This window comes from Roseateles amylovorans (assembly GCF_025398155.2).
Lineage (GTDB): Bacteria > Pseudomonadota > Gammaproteobacteria > Burkholderiales > Burkholderiaceae_C > Roseateles > Roseateles amylovorans.
Window position 1 is genome coordinate 1936765 of the sequence record NZ_CP104562.2, and the last position, 16970, is coordinate 1953734.

Sequence of the window (16970 nt, forward strand, 5' to 3'; positions counted from 1 at the left end):
CGGCCCTTGGCCCTGAGGCCTCAGCCCTCGGCCGTGGTCGGATCGATGATCCGCCGCACCCGGGACACCCGCTCCGCCGGGAAGCCGCCGATGCGGGCATGCTCCCGGATCAGTGCCTCGTTGGGTGCGATGTAGACGCAGTAGAGCTTGTCGTCGGTGACATAGCTGTGCTGCCATTGGATCGACGGTCCCAGGTCCTGCAGCACCGCGCAGGACTTCTGCGAGACGGCCTGCAAATCGGCGGGAGACAGCGCGCCTGCGCCGGGGATGTCGCGTTCGATGACGTATTTCGGCATGATGGGTTCCTGTGATGTGAGTCGGCCGCGCCCCGATGGCGGGCCTGGCGTCATGCTCGCCACGGTGGTCGCCACCGTCCTTTAATCGCCATGAAATCGGCCTGAAATCCCGTGATCGCCCGGGAGCCGGGGAGCCCGTCGTCATGTCCGCCGCCAAGACTGCCGCCACCTCGGCCACCGATGCGCCGACACCGGCCGATCGCCTGACCGATCGCCGCTCCCATCGCACCACCGATCACACCATCGACCGCCGCCACGCCGGTGAAGGCGATGCCACTTCGGTCTCCACCGGTGGGATCCAGGCCGGCCCAGGCGCCGGCGTGAAGGCGGCCGCATCCATCGCCATGGCGCAGGGGTCGGACGTCACGGGCGACGATGCTGGCCGTTGGCGCCGCTTGGCGGGCGCCGGGGCGGGTCCTGCCGCAGGCGTCGAGGTCCAAACCGCGCTCGGGGAGGCCGCACAGGGCGAGCACGTCGATGTGGCCGCTGCGCCCGGCACGCCGGTCCCGGCGACGCGTCAATACCGTTTCGGCGAGTTCAAGCTCCTGCCCGGCGAGCGACTGCTCTTTCGGCGCGGCACGGCCGTGGCGCTGACAGCGCGTGCCTTCCGCCTGCTGGTGGAACTGGTCGAGCATGCGGGACGGCTGCTGTCCAAGGATGAGCTGATGCGGCGGGTCTGGCCGGGCGTGGTGGTGGAGGAGAACAACCTGGCGGTGCAGATTGCCACGCTGCGCAAGGTGCTGGGTCCGCAGGCCATCGTGACCATTGCCGGCTGCGGCTACCGCTTCGCGATGGAGGCCACCGCCGTCGATGCGGAAGACGCGCCCGCCAGTGGCCGCGCCGGCAACCTGCCCGTGCGCCTGCCGCCGCTGATCGGCCGCACCCAGGAACTGGCCAACGTGATGCGCCTGCAGGCCGAGGCGCCGCTGCTGACGCTGTGCGGCGAGGCGGGCGTCGGCAAGACGCGTTTGGCGCAGGCGGTGGCCATGTCGCTGCGCGGACGCCATGCCGACGGCGCTTGGTGGGTGGACCTGGCCGCGCTGCCGGCCGGGACCGACGTGGCCGCCGCCATCGCCCGCACGCTGGGCATCAACCTGCCGGCGGGCGGCGATCGGGTGGGCACGCTGGCGGCGCGGCTGTCGACGGTGTCGATGCTGCTGGTGCTGGACAACGCCGAGCATCTGATCGATGAGACCGGCCGGGTCGCGCAGCGGTTGGTGCAATCCACACCGGCCATTGCGGTGTTGGTCACCAGCCAGCAGCCGCTCGGGCTGGAGGGGGAGCATCTGGTGCGTCTGGGGCCTTTGCCTGTTGACGATGCCGTGGCCCTGCTGGCTCAACGCGCCGGCGTGCAGAGAACAGGCGCAGAGGGCGCGGCCGAGTCCATGGGCATGGGCCCGACTGATGACGCTGGTGAGTCTGGCGGCGAGGCTGAAAGCGCGGCCAATCAACACGGCGCCGTGGAGCGGCGTCACGTGGACGAGGGGCTCACCGTGTGGGATGCCACCCACGCCCGGACGGCCGCTCGCATCTGCCAACGCCTGGATGGCAATCCGCTGGCGATCCAGTTGGCGGCGGCCCGTGTGCATGCCCTGGGCCTGGACGGGCTTGAAGCCCGCCTGCCGCAGCGGCTGACCCTGCTGGCGCCGGGCGAGCCAGCCCGCGCCACCCGCCGCAATGCGCTCGCGGCGGCGCTGAGCTGGTCCTGCGAGTTGCTGTCGGACCGCGAGCGTGCCGTGCTTCGCCGACTGGGCGTGTTTCCGGCCAGCTTCTCGCTGCAGGGTGCGGCGCTGGCGCTCGCGGACGATCTCTTGCCCGCAGGCCGGGTCATCGACGCCATCCTCGCCTTGGTCGACCGCTCGCTCATCGCGGTCGAGCCGGTGGTGCCGCGGCGCTTGCGGCTGATGGAGACGATGCGCCTGTTCGCGCTGGAGCAGATGGCCGTTGCGGGAGAGACCGCCGCCATGCGGGTGCGGTGGTGTGCCGGTGTCCGGTGGTTGTTCGATGAAGCCTACGAGGAACACTGGCGGGCGCCCCAGGCCACCTGGCGTGCCCGCTACGAGCCCGAGCTCACCACGCTGTGGCCCGCGCTGGAGACGGCGATCCAGGCCTGCCCGGATGAGGCCGTGGCGCTGTTCGCGTCGTCATGGCCGGTGTGGATGATGGCCGAAGCGCAGGACCGCGCGCGAGCGATCGCGCCGCGTCTGGTGCCCTTGGTGGAGGCGCATGGGGATCCCCAGGTGCGGGCCCGGTTCTGGGAAGCCATGTCGAGAGGGCACGCGCTGGATCATCCGTCCGTGGCGCGAGACGCGTCCCGGCGCGCAGCCGCGCTTTATCGCGCCCTGGGTGATGCGCGCGGCGAGTACCTGGCGGAGGTCGAGCTGGCCTTCAACTGGCGGGTGGACGGGCCGCAGGCCCGTGAGGCGCTCGAGCGGGCCAAGGCGCTGGAGGATCCGGATTGGCCCGCCCTGGTGCTGGAGCGCGGCTGGACCACCGTCGCCATGGTGCACACCACTGCCGGCGAGCATGAGGCTGCGCGGCATGCCTTCGAGGCCGCGGTGGAGGTCTGCCGACGGGACGGCCATGAGGTCGGCATCCTGCGGGGCCTGGTGAATCTCGCCGATCTGGCGCGCGTCGAAGGTCAGCTGGCGCAAGCCGTGGCCCAGGGTGAGGCATTGCGGACGCGGCTGGCGTCCGCGCCCGCCACCGGCCTGCTGGGCACGGCCCTCACCAACCTGGTGGGCGCGCTGCTGGCCATGGATCAGACCGAGCGGGCGCAGGCGGTCAGCGAGGAATGCGCGCGGCGAATGGGGCCGCTGCTGTTCGATGCCTGCGTGTGGACCTCGCTGGACACGCTGGGGCTGCTCCACCTGAAGCGGGGACAGGTCGAGAACGCAGCGCGGCTCGCAGGTGCGGCGGATCGCGCCTTCCGCGCCCATGGTCAGGACGCCAGACAGCCCAATGAGGCCGTCGATCAACAGCTGTTGGACGCCGGGCTCAAGGCGGCGCTTGGTGATGAGCGTCGGCAACAACTTCGGGAGGAAGGTGAGCGGATGGACGATGTCCGCGCGCTGTGCCTGGCCTTCGGGCTGTCGGCCAAGGTCGCTCGGGCAGTGTGAACGGGCCTCGCGGCTTCGTCCCGCCGGCCCGTCTGCACGCCGCCCGACGGTCAGGACGCGCGGCCGCGGGCGTCGCGGGGCGACGGATCCGGACGTCCCCCGTCATCGACCGGCGCACGGTCCTCCGTCCCGGGGCGCGACACCAGCGTCATCGTCATCGTCCCCTTGGCGGTGAGTCGCCAGGCCTGCGAGTCGGGTGCGCGCTCTACATAGCCGAGCCGCAGCAACCGATCCATCGTGGCCAGCGTCAACGGGCTGACCCGGGCCGGATCGAACGGCAGTCCGCCAAGGATCTGCAGATCGGCTTCGGTGAGATCCAATCCATAGATCTGCTCATGGGGTGGGGGATCGCGGTCGGGACGCATGGGCTGACGGTGGCAATCGGGATGCCAGCATGCGGGTTTCTCACGCACAGGGCGACCTCTTTCTGATGTCGGCAGGGCGGTGCCGGACCCCGTGCCAACGTCGAATCATGCAAAAGTTCCCGAACCCCTCGAACGCGGGTCCAGCCCCCGAAACAGGCGGGTCGCGCGCGACCTTTGCACGCGCACGGACGTCGTCATCGTCCTAAGGTTGGGGTGTCGGGCCTCGCCTCCCCGGGGCCTTCGGAGACCTGTCATGAGTTTGTCCTCGTCCGGTCATTTGCAGACCGGCCTCCTCCTGGCCACGCCGTCCGCCTCGCCCTGCGAGGGGATGGACCGTTCTCGCGCCTCCGGCGCCGGTCGCTATCTGCTGCGCTTCGAATCGTTGTTCCACAGCGGTCGTGGTTTGTCCTTCCCCTGCGATGCCCACGGGCAGGTGGTGCTGGACCACCTCAGCGAGCAAGCCCGGGAAAACTACCTGTTCGCGCGCGCGGTCGTCGGCCATGAGTACGCGACGCCGGTGGTGCAGCGCTGCGACGTGTAGCGTGCCTTCCGGGTGAGGGTGAGCGCCGTTGCGATCCCTGCGGGGTGCGACGGGGATGCCGCAAGGTCCGAAGTCCTGGACAATGCGCCCCATCCGATTCACCCCGCATGACGTTTCATGAGCGACAACCAGAAACCCGAACTCCCCGATCATCTGTCCGTGGACCCGCGCAGCCCGCATTACGTGGCCGCCATCTTCGAACACAACATCGGCATCCGCTTCAACGGCAAGGAACGCGCGGACGTCGAGGAATACTGCATCAGCGAAGGCTGGATCAAGGTCCCCGCCGGACGCACCCTGGATCGCAAAGGTCAACCGATGATGATCAAGCTCAAGGGGCAGGTGGAAGCGTTCTACAAGTGACATGAGGCTGGTCGGGGGTTGAGCCCGCCGACTGCTCTCCGTCGTTGGATCGTTCTTTCGTTCTTTCGTTCGTTAGATGCGCCCTGGCCAGACCGGGCCTTCCTGCTCAGGTTGAGCGCCGGCACGGGATGGAGGCATTCGCGCCAAGCACGAATACCCCCATCCCATACCGCAACACTTTGGCTGTGTGCCTAGGCTGTGCACCACGTCTGTTCGTTGTGAGGTGCGCGTTTGCCGCCGCTGCTGTCGTGCTGTCGTCAAGCGCCGGCACGGGACGGAGGCATTCGCGCCGAGCACGAATACCCCCATCCCGTACCGCAACACTTTGGCCGTGTGCCTAGGCTGCGCCTCGCGTCTGTTCGTTGTGAGGTGCGCGCTTGCCGCAGTTGCCGTCGTGCATTTTTCAGGCGCCGGCTGCACAGTCGCTCACTGCTTCGCTTGCGCTCGTCGCCGTCAACTTCTTGGCCAACTGATCGCGACCCAGAGGCCGCCGCCGTTGCGGTTGCCCATCGCAATACGGCCGCCGTGCGCCTCGGCAATCTCGCGCGCCAGCGCCAGGCCCAGGCCGCTGCCGCTGCGTTTGGTGGAGTAGAACGGCAGCAGCGCCTGTGAGAGCTGCGCCTCGTTCATGCCAGGGCCTCGGTCCTGCACTTCGATGCGCCATTCCGTGCGTGGGGTGCTCAGGCTGACGCTCAAGGTGACCTCGTCCTCCTGGCCCCCGGCCTCGTGGGCATTCTTCAGCAGGTTGATGAGGGCCTGTTCCAGTTGCGCCGCATCGGCCCGTGCAGGCGCAGTGGGCAGCTCGCCCACGATTCGGAAGCGGTAGTGATCGGAGAGTCGGTCCAGGAACTGCGGCCAGTCGATCGCGGCAAGGACCGGCGCCGGCAGCTTGGCGAAGGCCGCATAGCCGGAGAGAAACGCATGCAGATGGGCCGCCCGCTCGCCGATGCTGGCAAAGACACCCGGCACCCGCTCGAACTGCCCGCGTCGTGCCAGCTCCGCGCCGCTGTGGGCCAGGGAGGAGATCGGCGCCAGTGAGTTGTTCAGCTCATGGCTGATCACCCGGATCACCCGCTTCCAGCTCGCCACCTCCTGGCGCGACAGCTCCCGCGTCATGCGTCGCAGCAGCCGCAGTCGATGCGGTTGCCCTTGCAGGCGAAAGTCCCGCAGCGACAGATGGAAGCGCTCTTCCTGACCGTCCAGCATCACGCTGAACAAGCCATCCTGCACGCCCGTGAGCGCCGATCGCCAGTCCTGCGGTGCCTGGGACAGCACCTCGTCCAGTGGCCGCCCAGCGAGGCCTCGACCCTGGTCCAGCAACTGGCGCGCCGCGATGTTGGCGTAGGCCACCCGTTCCTGCGCATCGGTCAGCAGCAGGGCGACCGGGGTGTTCTGCACCACCGTGTCCAACAAGAGTTCGCGCTGCGCCAGATGCCGCCGCTGCTCCCGCAGCGCCTGCCCCAGCTCGCTGTGCAGCTGCATCAGGCTGGCCAGCTCGGACAGCCCGCCCGGTGGATCCGCCGCAATGGCACTGCCGAATTCACCGTCGCGGTAACTCAGCACCGTGCTTTCAAGCGCGCGCAGCAAGCGGGTCAGCGGCGCCAGCAATGCGCTGGCCAAGGCCCACGCCAGCGGCACCAGCAGCGCGAGCGTGATCAGCAAAGCGGCGCCGCTCCACGGCGTCAACGCGGCATGACCGGCCCACGCCGCGATCGCGGGCAGGGGCCAGATCGTCAATCCGGCATGGATGAGCAAGCCGGCGCCGCCCGCCGACAACAGGTAGAGCGTCAGGCGCAGCCGCAGCGAATGGCGCCAACCCCCGCGCATCAGGCGTCCAGACCGTAACGTTCCATCCGCCGGTACAAGGCCTGGCGCGACAGCCCCAGGCTTTGCGCCGCCCGGCTCACCACGCCCGAAGCCGCTTCCAGCGCCGCGATGACGGTCTCCCGGCTGGGCTCGTCGAGGTTGCGCGTGGCCGCCGGCACGGCGGCTGGAAGGGCCAGGTCTTGCTCGGTGATCAGCTGATTCGGCGCCAGCAGCGCCGCCCGTTCGATCACGTTCTTCAGCTCCCGCACATTCCCCGGCCAAGCATGCGCCATCAGGGCTTCGCGGGCGCCATCGCTGAGCTGCGCCCGACCCGCGAGGAAGTGATCGGCCAGCGGCAGGATGTCCTGCGGCCGTTCGGCCAGCCCGGGCAGGGCGATCTCGATCACATTGAGGCGGTAGTACAGATCCTCACGGAAGCTGCCCGCCCGCACCATCGCCCGCAAATCCGCATTCGTGGCGGACAGCACCCGCACCGTGGTCTGCCGCGTGCGGCTGGAGCCCAGTCGCTCGAACTGGCCGGTCTCCAGGACCCGCAGCAGCTTGACCTGACCGGCGAGCGGCAGGTTGCCGATCTCGTCCAGAAAGAGGGTGCCGCCATCGGCCCGCTCGAAGCGACCCTCGCGCGCCCGCGCCGCACCGGTGAAGGCACCGCTGTCGGCACCGAACAGCTCGGCCTCGATCAGCTCGCCTGGCAGTGCGCCGCAGTTGATGGCGACAAACGGGCCGTCCCGCACTGACGAGTTCTCATGCACGATCGCCGCGATTCGTTCCTTGCCGCTGCCGTTGGGCCCGGTGATCAGCACGGGTGCCGCAGCCCGCGCCACCTGGCATGCCAGCTCCAGGCAATGCAGCAGCGCCGGCGACTCCACCACCAATCCGTTGAGCCGATGGCGTTGGAGCAAGGCCTCCTTGCGCTGTCGCAGCGCCTGTCGGTTCTGGCGCAGCTCGCGGTTGTTCTCGCCCAGCTCCAGCAGGTTCTCGACGGTGGCCAGCAGCTTCGCATCGTCCCAGGGCTTGGCCAGGTAGTCGGCCGCGCCCGCCTTGACCAGCGCTACCGCCTGCTCCAGTTGGGTCCAGGCCGTCAGCAGGATCACCGGCAGATCCGGATGCGCCGCCCGGATCCGCTGGAACAGGCCGCGGCCTTCCTCACCCGAGGTGGTGTCGGCGCTGAAGTTCATGTCCTGGATCACCAGGTCCACCCGCTGCTGCGACAGCACCGCCAGCCCGGCCTCCGGATCGGCGGCATAGAGCGGCTCGATGTCGTGCAGCGACAGCAGCAGCGTCAGCGCTTCGCCGACGGCAGGGTGGTCATCGATGATCAGGACGGTTCGCATGGACGGCGCAGCATATCAACACTCAACCGCCGCGCAGCGCCACCACCGGCGGCAGCGCAGCCGCCCGGCGCGCCGGACCGAACACCGCAATCTGCCCCAGCGTCCACAGCACCAGCGCCCCGATCGGCAGGTAGAGGGCCGGCAGCCGTGGCAGCTCGTAATAACGCATCAGCAGCAGGCTGATGCCGTAGGCACCCACCATGCCGATGACGATGCCCACCGTGCTCAGCAGCAGGTTCTCGGTCTGGAAGTAGCGCAGGATCTGGCCGCGGGTCGCGCCCAGCGCCCGCCGGGTGCCGATCATCCGGGTGCGCTGTTGCACCCAGAAGCTGGCCAGTCCGACAATGCCGAACGCGGTCACCACGAGCAAGCCGACGCACACGCCGGCCAGCAACTGGATCATCGACCGGTCCTGACGGTAGTACGCATCGCGCTGATCACTCAGCAGCTTTTGCTCGCGCACCAGGCGCTTCATGCCGGGGCTGTTGTGCAGCAGCTTCTCAGCGGCGGCCTTGAGCGCAGCCTCGCGTTGCGCCGGATCCACCCGAAGCAGGTAGCTGCCGGACCGATAACCCGGTCGCAGCGGCAGGATCATCGTGTTCGCGCTCGATTCCTCGCCGCTGCCCGGATTCGGCGCGACCAGCCGGTCCACCACGCCGACGATGCGATGCGGCTCGTCGCTGAACACATACAGGCCTTGCCCCAGCGCCGACCCGTTGGGAAACAGCCGGCGCGCCATCTCGCGGTTGATGATGATGGCGGGCACCTGCGGCGGATTGGCGCCTTCCAGACGCGACATCTCCACGAACTCCGACGGCAGGAAATCCCGTCCCTCGGTCAGCCGGAGGCCGGACGTCTCCAGGAAGTTTTCCCCGGCCAGATAGTTGGCCGCGGTCAAGTTGGCATTCTCGTTGTCGCCGGGCCGCAGCCGCACGCCAGAGTAGCTGGACTGCTGCCCGTACGGGATCTGGTTGGCGATCGAGACCTGCTTCACGCCCGGAATCTGGCGCAGGGCCTGCAGGTCCGATTGGGTCTGCGGTCCGTCGTTGTCGACGCGGGTCATGCCGGAGACCTGCATGACGATGAGCTCGTCCTCGGCCAGACCGGAGGGCTCGCTGATGCGGTCGATCCGCTCGCTGATGAGGAACAGCGCGTTGCAGACAATCGCGCAGGTCAACGCGATCTGCAGCACGATCAGGCCCGCGGCGGTCTTGTGACGCTTGAGCGTCGAGAGGATAGGCAGGATGTCCATCAGGTCACCTCATTGCGACTTCAATTGCAGGGCGGGCGTGATCTGGCAGGCGCGCCACGCGGGCAGCAGGCCGGCCAGCAGACTGGCCAGCAGCGACAGCAACAGCGTGGTGGCCAGCATCTGCCAATCCAGCTGCGCCAACTGGGCATACGGCGCCGGATTCATGCGCACCACCCACAGTCCGATGCAAGTCAGCACCAGCCCGAGCAGGCCGCCGGCCAGACCCAGGCTGCCGGCCTCCACCAGGAACTGCAGGAAGATCTCGCGGCGCGGTGCCCCCAGCGCCCGGCGCACCCCGATCTCGCCGCTGCGGCGCAGGCACTTGGCCAGCAACAGACCCACGGTGTTGGTCAAACACACCAGCAGGAAGCCGAAGGCCAGCCACACCTGCAGCCGGATGTCGCTGGGCACGACCTTGCGCACCGAGAGCCAGTCCATCACCGACCACAGCTTCGGATTGGACGGCCGCTCGAACCGGCCCGCCTGGCGCTGCTGATCGGAATACTGCGTCAGGTAGGTCCGGTAGTCGCGCTGCTGTTGCGGCGTGTCCAGCTGCACCCAGTACTGCAGCCAGGCGCAGGGCGCATTCAGCGAGCGCTGGTCGGTGGAGGAGCTGCCCCAGCAGCTCATGCTGCCGGAGGCGCCGAGGCGCAGCGCATAGGAGGTCGCCAGCGGCAGGTAGACATCGGCCGCCTTGGCATAGGCGCCCAGCGTCAGATCGAAGTAATGCGGCGCCGGGCGCCAGGCCCGCAGCACGCCGACGATGGTGAGGTCCTTGTCGCGCAGGCGCAGGGTCTTGCCGCGGCTGTCGATGCCGCCGAAGAGCCGTTCATTCAGCTCCTCGGAAATCACCGCCACGCGCGCCTCGGCGGTGTCGTCGGCGGCACTCCAGCCGTTGCCGTAGCGGAACGGGGCTTCGAACATGGTGAAGAAATCGGCCGTGGCATACCGGGCCCGGCTGAAGAAGGGCGATTGCGACGCATCGCCCGAGCCCGCCGGATCGACCGCGATGTTGGCGCCGGTCATGATGACCTGCTTCACCCCACGCTTCTCGCGCAGCAGCGCCTCCGCATCGAAGCGGGTCAGCTGCAGGGTGGGCTCGCCGCCGGGTTGATAGTCGCGCATCGGCTCGGCATCCAACTGCACGTTGAACAGCCGATCGCTCTTGCCCGGAATCGGGTCGCCGGACAGCACATGGAACACCGTCAGCGTCGTCATGCAGGCGGCAACGCCCATGGCGATCGACAGCAGCATCAGCAGGGTCAGTCCGCGGTGTCGACGGAAGCTGCGCAAGCCGAGTTCGAAGTAGTAGGTCAGCATGTCAGGGCCTCGCGGTGAGTAGCTGATTGACGGCGGCGAGCTGCGGCTCGCCCAGGGCGCCAGCGGCCTGCTGCAGCAGCAGTTTCGCCAGCACATAGCGGTGGCGCGCCTGCTCCCAGGCATTGCGCGCATTGCTTTGGGTTTGAATCGACAGCAGCAGGTCGGTCATGGTGCGGGCGCCCAGGTCCAACCCGCTGCGGGTAGACGCCAGCGCCTTGTCGGCGGCCTGCACCGCCGCACCGGCCGTGCGCATCTGGCTCAGGGCCGACAGCACCGCCTGGTACTGCGCCTGCGTCTCGCGGGTCAGCGTCCGTCGGGCGGCTTCCAGGTCCTCCCGCTGCTGCTCGCGCTGGTAGATGGCCTGGCGCTTCTGCGACTCGACCGCACCGCCGGCGAACAGCGGAATGGTCAGCCGCAGTCCGACGGTGCTGGTGTAGCGACCCGCATCCTGCGGCGCCACGGCCGATCCGGCCAGCCGCTCGCCGTCGAGTCCGACGCTGAGCGTGGGCAGGTGCGCGGCCCGCGCGGCAGCAATCCGTTGCTCGCTCGCTTCCAGTCCCAGGGCGCCGGCGCGCAGGCTGGGGTTGTCGCGCAGGGATTGCGCCACCCAGGCCTCGGGATCGGCCGGGTCCGGCATCAGCATCGCCAGCTCCGGAGCCAGCGGCGACAGCGCACCCGGCATGCGGCCGGTGATCTGGGCCAGCGCCTGGCGGGCGTCGGCCAGGGCCTCGCGGGCGGAGGCGGTCGAACCGCGCGAGAGCTCGTAATAGGCGCGCGCCTGCTCGACATCGAGCGAGGCAGAGAGCCTCGCATCGAAGCGGGCCTGTGCCTGGTCCACCTGCTGTCCGTAGGCGTTTTCGATGGCCAGGGCGGTGTCGAGGCTGGCCTGCGCCGTGAGCACGGTGAAGTACGCCGTCGCCACACGGGCGCACAGCGCGGCCTCGGCCGCACGCACCCGCGCATCTTCGGCGCTGACCAAGGTGTTGGCCGCGTCCAGACTGCGCAGGCGACTGAGGTCGACCAGCACCTGGCTCAGGCTGTGGGTGAGCTGATGCTCGCGCTGGCCGTCGGCTTGATAGCGGCGCTCCGACAGCTGCGCCGACCATTGCGGCAGCAGCGCCGCACGGGCCTGAGCGGCCAGCTCGGCCTGCTCGCCGCGCACCGCGCGGGCGCTGGCCAGCACCGGATCGGCGGCACGGGCCTGGTCATAGACCGCCAGCAGATCCTCGGCCTGCGCCGCCGCCGGCAGGCAGCAGCCCGCGCAGACGAGCACCAACGCCAGCGCGCTGACCCGGCTCACGAGGCGCCTGGCGTCGGACCGGCCAGCGGCCACGGCGCCTTCCGCTGGGGCGTGACGAGGCTTCATTCCACTGCCGCCGCGCGCAGTTGCGCGGGGTCCATGTGCAACTCGGCGGCGATGTCCACCACCTGGCCATCGATGACATGCACATTGCGCTGCGCCCGTGCCGCCAGTTGCGGATCGTGGGTGACCATCACGATGGTCGCGCCCTCGCGGTGCAGCTCTTCCAGCAGGTCCATCACGCTGCGGGCCATCGCGCTGTCCAGGTTGCCGGTCGGCTCATCGGCCAGCAGCAGGCGCGGCTGGCCGGCCAGTGCGCGCGCAATCGCCACCCGCTGCTGCTGGCCGCCGGACAGCTCCGCCGGATAGTGCCGCTCGCGCGCCGACAGGCCGACCCGGGCCAGCGCCTCGCGGGCGCGGCGGTGGCGCTCATCCGCCTTCATGCCGCGATAGCGCAGCGGCACCTCGATGTTGTCCAGCACATTCAGATCGGGAATCAGGTTGAAGGCCTGGAAGATGAAGCCGATCTTCTCGTTGCGCATCTTCGATCGCTGGGTGTCGTTCATGCCGCTGACATCGACACCGTCCAGTTCATAGCGGCCGCCGGTGAAGGCTTCCAGCAGACCGGCGATCGTCAGGAAGGTGGTCTTGCCCGAGCCGGACGGCCCGGTCACCGCGACGAATTCGCCTTCGCGCACCAGCAAGTTGAAGTCGCGCAGGGCGTAGGTCTCGATCATCTCGGTGCGATAGACCTTGGAGAGCGATTGCATCTTCAGCATGGGAGTTCTCTCGCGTTCGTTGGGAAGGGGATGGAGGGGGAGGGCGATGACGTCTGCGTCTGCGTCGGCATGGGGGTCGGGGTCGGCGATGCGGGACGGCCGAGGCCGCTCACTGGCTGACCGTCACCTGCGCCGCGCCATCGAAGGCCTGGGCACCGGAGACGACCACCTGTTCGCCGGCCTTCAGGCCTTCGAGCACCTCGACCTTGGACAGGCTTTGCGCGCCGATGCGGATCGGACGCTTGATCGCCTGTCCGTCCTGCAGCACATAGGCGAAGCGACCGCCGCCTTCCTCGACAAAGCTGCCGCGGCTGACGGTGAGCACCTTGTCGCGCTGATCCAGCAGCACCCGCACCGACAGGCGCTGGTTCTGACGCAGCTGGTCCGGCACCGTGCCTTCGAAGCGCAGCCGCGCCGCGACCTCGCCGTTGACGACCTCGGGCGACACCGAGCTCACCAGCCCGCGCCAGTGCTGGCCGTTGCCGCCGATCTCGCCGGGCATGCCGATCGCGAGGTCGCGGGCAAAGCTTTCAGCGACCTGCATCTGGACTTCCAGCGCCGTGAGATCGACCACCGTCAGCAAGCCGGTGCCGGCTGCCACATTGGCCCGCTCGGCCACCAGCAACTGGCCGACCTGGCCGTTCACCGGTGAGCGCAGCTGCAGTTCATCGAGCTGGCGTCGCAGGTCCTGCACCAGCAGCTGCTGGCGTTGCAGCGCCTGCTGCTTGGCTTGAAGCTCGAACTTCAGGCTGTCGTCCTTGAGGCCGACACCGGCCTGGGCATGGGCGAGCGTGATGCGGGCCTTCTCCAACGCATCACGGGCCTTCTCGACCTGCATGCCGGCCACGGCACCGGCCTCGAAGGCCTTGGTCTGACGCTCCAGGTCGTTGCGGGCCGTCTGCAGATCGATGGCGGCGCTTTCCCAATTGCTCTTGAGTGCGGAGCGTTGCTCGCGGCCATCGACCTCGGCCCGCAGCAGCTCGGTCCGCAGCGCGTCGGCGTTGCTTTGCTCCTGGGCGAGCTTGGCGCGCAGGTCCGGGCTGTCGATCTCGCCGAGCAACTGGTTCTTGGCGACCTTGTCGCCCGCCTTGACCTTCAGCACCAGGTTGCCGCCATGCAGGGCATAGACCGTCGGGCTCATGGCGGCCACCACCTTGCCTTCGCCGGCCACATCGCGCACCAGCGGGCCGAGCTCGACGGTGGCAATGCCCAGCCGCTGCAGGCTGACCGAAGTGCCGCTGCGCATCATGCGTTGCACCGACGGCAGCGCCACCGCGCCGACCGCCAGCAATGCCAGGCCGATCAACACGGGCACAAGCCGGCGCCGACGGCCGGAGAAGAAGCCGGGCGCGTCGCTGAGCGGTCGATCCTGGGCAGAAGTATCGCGAATCATGGTGGTGTCCGAGGGTTGCTGCGACACAGGAGTGCAAGGCCTGTGCCATCCCAGGAGGATTTGGAAAACTCATTGAAATCAATGGCTTGGGAGCGCTTCCGAGACCCTTCCCTGTGTCCGCGGACACCCTCGCGGACACCGGACACCGGACACCGGACACCGGACACCGGACACGCGGACTACGGACCACCGACCACCGACCACCGACCGCGGCACGCAGGCCGCCGTTGACCTGCAGCCGGCCACGTCCATGTCGGCCTGTTTCACTTGACCAAGTCACCGAATCGACTGGTTGTCGTGGGGAAGCGCCGTGGTCTCACTGAACTAAGCAGATGCGTGGCGGCCAGCACCTCCGAATACTGGTGGCTCCTTCACTTCCTACCGCTTCCACAGAGAAGCGATCTATCCATGACCCCCATTTCATCGACCACCGCAGCGTCCTTCGCGCCCGGCATTGCGTCATCCGGCATGCAACTGCTTGCTTCCGTCGGCGTCAACGGTCCGAGCAACCGCCCGAGCAACCGCCCGACCGACAGCAAGGGCCTCGGCAACGGCACCGTCACTGGCAGCGGCAACGGCACCGGCACCGGCATCGTGAGCGATCTGCCAGCGCCTCGACGCGCAGGGCCATCGCCGCATGCGCCTCACCATCGCGCGTCCGACGCGCCACCCCAGGCGCTGGACGAGGATCGGCCATACGCCCGACGGCCGATGTCCTTCCGGCGTGCTCGCGATGCCGCGAACGACGATGCCGGCGCTGGCGCCGATGCCCAATCGGACGCTGCCGAGCCACCTGCTGCCCTCTCCAATTCCCTCGAGAGCGCTGCATGGCCGACCGACAACTCATCCGCTGCTGATGACGCGGCCGATGACGATCGCGACGGCGGTGCAGCGCTCTTTCAGGCGCCCGGCAAGGGCTCGGCCTCGCTCGCCAGTGGTGGCACGGGCGGAGGCAGCGGGGGCTGGGGGCTGGCCCTGGCCTTGGGGGGCGGGCTGCTGGCCGCTGCCGGCGGCGGCTCGGGCACTGCGGGTGCGGCGGTCAAGCGTCCTGGCCTTGGCGTGGCGCCGATTGACGAGGCCACTGACGACCGTGCACCTCAGCATCCGCCCCCGTCGGCGGGCGCCCCCAAGGACGGACCGCCCGAGGACGTTGACCAGCCGCGCCCGAACCCCGGCACGGGGACGGGCGGAGGTGAGCCGTCAGGCGACCCGGGCGGGTCGCCCCCACCGATCGCGGGCGAGGGGCCTCCACCGGGGTCTGATGGGGGAGGCTCGTCAGGTCCGATCGTGGGCGCGGATCCCCAGCCTCCGTGGGATCCGGTGAGTCCGGGCTTGCCTCCTCTGCAACCGTCGGAGCTGCCCTCGGGGCCATCCGACACCGGCCAACCGCCGCTGGTTCCCGATCGTGGCACCCCGACGCTGATGCTGCGCTCCTACGTACTCACCGCCCCCGATGCCACACCGGCCACCCGGGATGCCACCATCACCGTCGGCAACCTCGAGGAAGGGGCGTGGTGGTGGTACCGCCTGGATGGCAACACCGAGTGGACCCGTGGCGAGGGCTCGGAGATTCCCAAGGACCTGTTCGTCGCCCAGGGGCAGCACACGGTCAAGGTCTATCAGATGGACGTGGCCGGCAACGAAAGTTCGATTGCGACACTGACGTTTGAGCTGGACACGGTCCCGCCGGACCAGGCGACGGTGAGCCTGAAGGACGATACCGGCGCGGCGGGAGATCGGATCACCCGGGATGCGACGCTGGTGATCGCGGGCGTCGGTGCCGATGACCGTTGGTACTACAGCGTGGACGGGGCGGACTTCGTGCAAGGTCAGGGCGATGAATTGCCGGATTCGGTCCTGGGCACCGATGGCACCTACAACGTCCGGATCGTGGTGCGGGATGCGGTGGGCAACGAGAGCGCGGCCTCCTCGATCCGGGTCACCCGCGACACCACGCCGCCTACGACCGCACCGACGGTGGCCCTCTGGTTCGACAGCGGCGAGGACGGTGACCTGTTGACCAACCTCCCGACGCTCAGCTTCTCCGGCCTGGAGGCCGGCGCGCGCTGGTCGATCAGCCTGGACAACGGCAGCAGCTGGATCGACAGCCCGACGCCTGGCACCACCCTGTTCTCAGACGGCAGCGTCTTTGACCGTGACGGCGAGTGGGAGGTGATGGCCCGGCAGATCGATGTGGCGGGCAATGCCGGGCAGCCGGGGTCGGTGTTCCGGTTCACACTGGATCGCACGCCACCGCCTGCATTCACCCTTCGATTGAAGGAGGACACCGGTGTGGATGCCACCGACCGCATCACCCGCGTGGGCACGGTGGTGATCGACGGGCTGGAGGAGGGCGAGTCCTGGGTCTGCCGCATCGACAACGAGCTCACCTGGCGCAGCTACGCCGACAGCAATGTCATCCCATACAGCGCCTTCGTCGGCGACGGTGAGCACAAGGTGACGGTGGCGCGGGTGGATGCAGCGGGCAACCGCACCGAAGTCACCTTGGCTTTCACCTTGGACACGAAGTCTCCTGAAGTGCCGAGTCTGGAAGTGGGCAAAGCGGTGGTGGCGATGGCCGACCCTGCTGCGCAGCCTGCGCTGAGGGCATGGTCTGAGCCGACCGCGCAGGCTGTTCCGGCTGCGCTGACTGATGCGGCTGCGCTGACTGATGCGGCCGCGTTGGCCGGTGTCGACGCCCTCGTTCGGATGCTGCTGGCGGACAGCGGGGGGTTGCCGGACGCGTCGACGTTGCGCTGGGTGCCGGATCAGGCCCCGCTGCTGGTCTGAGCGTGTCGCGGTGGGATCCCCCGGAGCACCGGTGTGGATCTCGCCGCGCCCGGGCCGCGCGGCGCGGATGCCTGCGGCCCGGGCTTATCACAGGCGCTTCAAACGCTGCTGCTTGTTCCGCAAGGGAGGTCGGTCGCTGCCCGGGGCTGCGGGCCACGGGCCGGTGAGGGGCCTGGACCTCGGTCAAGTTGCGCAGGTGTGATGGAGCGTTGGCAAAGTCATGTGAGATTCGTCTGATCCAGGCAGGTCAATGAGCATAAATTGATTGTAAAACTCGTTTAAAGTCAATAG

Annotated in this window: 13 protein-coding genes; 4 read left to right on the plus strand and 9 right to left on the minus strand. The window is 68.8% G+C overall.

The features are described from left to right. Nucleotides 1-20: 20 nt before the first annotated feature. Entirely contained in the window at nucleotides 21-296 is a 276-nt protein-coding gene (locus tag N4261_RS08280; protein ID WP_261759686.1) for a DUF4242 domain-containing protein, read from the minus strand. A gap of 143 nt (nucleotides 297-439) precedes the next feature. Here N4261_RS08280 and N4261_RS08285 point away from each other — a divergent pair, with 143 nt between their 5' ends. Next, nucleotides 440-3415 (plus strand): ATP-binding protein, encoded by a 2976-nt coding sequence (locus N4261_RS08285; protein ID WP_261759687.1) that lies wholly within the window; start codon nucleotides 440-442, stop codon nucleotides 3413-3415. 50 nt (nucleotides 3416-3465) lie between these two features. Here the strand turns inward: N4261_RS08285 and N4261_RS08290 are convergent, their stop codons facing one another. Then, nucleotides 3466-3780: a hypothetical protein gene (locus tag N4261_RS08290; RefSeq protein ID WP_261759688.1), complete on the minus strand. Its 315-nt coding sequence runs from the start codon at nucleotides 3778-3780 to the stop codon at nucleotides 3466-3468. A gap of 253 nt (nucleotides 3781-4033) precedes the next feature. Here N4261_RS08290 and N4261_RS08295 point away from each other — a divergent pair, with 253 nt between their 5' ends. Together N4261_RS08295 and N4261_RS08300 are read left to right on the plus strand one after the other, a co-directional pair. Continuing rightward, on the plus strand, nucleotides 4034-4321 hold the full coding sequence (locus N4261_RS08295) for a hypothetical protein (RefSeq protein WP_435532024.1): 288 nt from the start codon (nucleotides 4034-4036) through the stop codon (nucleotides 4319-4321). Nucleotides 4322-4438: 117 nt separating this feature from the next. Then, nucleotides 4439-4684 carry a DUF3297 family protein gene (locus N4261_RS08300; protein ID WP_261759689.1) on the plus strand — a complete coding sequence of 82 codons (246 nt, stop codon included), beginning with the start codon at nucleotides 4439-4441 and terminating at the stop codon, nucleotides 4682-4684. A 453-nt stretch (nucleotides 4685-5137) separates the two neighbouring features. Here the strand turns inward: N4261_RS08300 and N4261_RS08305 are convergent, their stop codons facing one another. From N4261_RS08305 to N4261_RS08335, 7 genes are all read right to left on the minus strand, one after another. Then, a complete protein-coding gene (locus N4261_RS08305) occupies nucleotides 5138-6511 on the minus strand; it encodes a sensor histidine kinase (RefSeq protein ID WP_261759690.1) in 1374 nt (457 codons plus the stop codon). Beyond that, a complete protein-coding gene (locus N4261_RS08310; protein WP_261759691.1) occupies nucleotides 6511-7845 on the minus strand; it encodes a sigma-54-dependent transcriptional regulator in 1335 nt (444 codons plus the stop codon). The genes N4261_RS08305 and N4261_RS08310 overlap by 1 nt, the downstream gene beginning before the upstream one ends. Before the next feature lie 22 nt (nucleotides 7846-7867). Next, on the minus strand, nucleotides 7868-9097 hold the full coding sequence (locus N4261_RS08315) for an ABC transporter permease (RefSeq protein WP_261759692.1): 1230 nt from the start codon (nucleotides 9095-9097) through the stop codon (nucleotides 7868-7870). A 9-nt stretch (nucleotides 9098-9106) separates the two neighbouring features. Continuing rightward, nucleotides 9107-10417, minus strand: a complete 1311-nt coding sequence (locus N4261_RS08320) for an ABC transporter permease (RefSeq protein WP_261759693.1) — start codon at nucleotides 10415-10417, stop codon at nucleotides 9107-9109. A gap of 1 nt (nucleotide 10418) precedes the next feature. Continuing rightward, the gene (locus tag N4261_RS08325; RefSeq protein WP_261759694.1) at nucleotides 10419-11717 is read right to left on the minus strand and encodes a TolC family outer membrane protein; all 1299 of its coding nucleotides are present in this window, start codon (nucleotides 11715-11717) and stop codon (nucleotides 10419-10421) included. A 62-nt stretch (nucleotides 11718-11779) separates the two neighbouring features. Beyond that, nucleotides 11780-12496 carry an ABC transporter ATP-binding protein gene (locus tag N4261_RS08330; RefSeq protein ID WP_261759695.1) on the minus strand — a complete coding sequence of 239 codons (717 nt, stop codon included), beginning with the start codon at nucleotides 12494-12496 and terminating at the stop codon, nucleotides 11780-11782. A gap of 109 nt (nucleotides 12497-12605) precedes the next feature. Next, a complete protein-coding gene (locus N4261_RS08335) occupies nucleotides 12606-13889 on the minus strand; it encodes an efflux RND transporter periplasmic adaptor subunit (protein ID WP_261759696.1) in 1284 nt (427 codons plus the stop codon). Between the two features lie 408 nt (nucleotides 13890-14297). Here N4261_RS08335 and N4261_RS08340 point away from each other — a divergent pair, with 408 nt between their 5' ends. Next, entirely contained in the window at nucleotides 14298-16679 is a 2382-nt protein-coding gene (locus N4261_RS08340; protein WP_261759697.1) for an Ig-like domain-containing protein, read from the plus strand. Nucleotides 16680-16970: the final 291 nt, after the last annotated feature.

Bases quoted from the DNA above. Each gene is read 5' to 3' on its own strand.
- N4261_RS08280 (WP_261759686.1), bottom strand. From the start codon at position 296: ATGCCGAAATACGTCATCGAACGCGACATCCCCGGCGCAGGCGCGCTG.
- N4261_RS08285 (WP_261759687.1), top strand. From the start codon at position 440: ATGTCCGCCGCCAAGACTGCCGCCACCTCGGCCACCGATGCGCCGACA.
- N4261_RS08290 (WP_261759688.1), bottom strand. From the start codon at position 3,780: ATGCGTCCCGACCGCGATCCCCCACCCCATGAGCAGATCTATGGATTG.
- N4261_RS08295 (WP_435532024.1), top strand. From the start codon at position 4,034: ATGAGTTTGTCCTCGTCCGGTCATTTGCAGACCGGCCTCCTCCTGGCC.
- N4261_RS08300 (WP_261759689.1), top strand. From the start codon at position 4,439: ATGAGCGACAACCAGAAACCCGAACTCCCCGATCATCTGTCCGTGGAC.
- N4261_RS08305 (WP_261759690.1), bottom strand. From the start codon at position 6,511: ATGCGCGGGGGTTGGCGCCATTCGCTGCGGCTGCGCCTGACGCTCTAC.
- N4261_RS08310 (WP_261759691.1), bottom strand. From the start codon at position 7,845: ATGCGAACCGTCCTGATCATCGATGACCACCCTGCCGTCGGCGAAGCG.
- N4261_RS08315 (WP_261759692.1), bottom strand. From the start codon at position 9,097: ATGGACATCCTGCCTATCCTCTCGACGCTCAAGCGTCACAAGACCGCC.
- N4261_RS08320 (WP_261759693.1), bottom strand. From the start codon at position 10,417: ATGCTGACCTACTACTTCGAACTCGGCTTGCGCAGCTTCCGTCGACAC.
- N4261_RS08330 (WP_261759695.1), bottom strand. From the start codon at position 12,496: ATGCTGAAGATGCAATCGCTCTCCAAGGTCTATCGCACCGAGATGATC.
- N4261_RS08335 (WP_261759696.1), bottom strand. From the start codon at position 13,889: ATGATTCGCGATACTTCTGCCCAGGATCGACCGCTCAGCGACGCGCCC.
- N4261_RS08340 (WP_261759697.1), top strand. From the start codon at position 14,298: ATGACCCCCATTTCATCGACCACCGCAGCGTCCTTCGCGCCCGGCATT.